This is a genomic window from Alcanivorax sp. HI0083 (assembly GCF_001635175.1).
Genome location: NZ_LWFX01000863.1, coordinates 1 through 784 on the forward strand (window position 1 = coordinate 1; position 784 = coordinate 784).

The following is a 784-nucleotide window of genomic DNA, read 5'->3' on the forward strand; positions in this document are numbered from 1 at the left end:
GGCCACAAGCATTATCGCGAGTGCAAGGACCAGATTCTGCGCAATTTTCTCAAGGGTTTGCAGATTCAGTATCGTGACGGGGAATAAGCGCTTACCTGTGAGGTAATGGCATTACCCCGGCAAAACGGGTTTCATGGCAGTGATAGCGGAGACATGCCATGAAACCCGACCTGCCACAAATCCTTTTCCTGCTAAACAGCACCGTGCTGTTCACCCACCAGATCGATGCCGCCTATTGGCACGAGTGGAACCTTTTCCACTTACCCGGTGGCAATCAGCTCAACCTGATATGAGGGAGCCTCTGAATAACTCCTTGCATGCTCAGTCTTTCAGGCTGGTTCGCAATCTAGGCGCAATGTTGAAGGTGTGTGTCCACCCATCAAGACATTGCAACAACGAGTGCGGGCCAGCCTGGAAGACCCGGAGGGCGCGGCCTGAAGGGCCCATCTGCTGCGCTTTGCCGCTAGGAAAGGGAGCCACCCGGACCGTCGCGACAAAACACAACAGCTGCACCCTTCAGGCCACGCTGAGCGCGCAAGGAGTTATTCAGAGGCTCCCTAACCTGCCCATCATCGCCCTGGTAATGTTCGCCTTCATGCAAGTGGCCACCCACAGCCCACATCAACGCCTGTGCCACCGGTTTCTGGCTAGCCTGGGGATACTAACGGTGGCGATCCACAGCGGCTTTTTCCTGGCCGGACATACCGAGTTTTGGCAGCCCATGTCGCTGTTGCTACTGGCGGCCACATTGATATTGTCTCTGGCACAACTGAAAACGCTGCCA

The 784-nt window shown here is 55.7% G+C and carries 3 protein-coding genes; all 3 read left to right on the forward strand.

Annotated elements, in window-relative coordinates; genetic code table 11:
* A partial coding sequence (locus tag A3754_RS28715; RefSeq protein ID WP_156496918.1) for a DUF1456 family protein occupies nt 1-87 on the forward strand: 87 nt, incomplete at its 5' end.
* Between the two features lie 71 nt (nt 88-158).
* The gene (locus A3754_RS28720; RefSeq protein ID WP_255363125.1) at nt 159-293 is read left to right on the forward strand and encodes a DUF6713 family protein; all 135 of its coding nucleotides are present in this window, start codon (nt 159-161) and stop codon (nt 291-293) included.
* Nucleotides 294-355: 62 nt separating this feature from the next.
* The coding region (locus A3754_RS28835) for a DUF6713 family protein (RefSeq protein WP_369817596.1) at nt 356-784 on the forward strand (429 nt) is incomplete at its 3' end.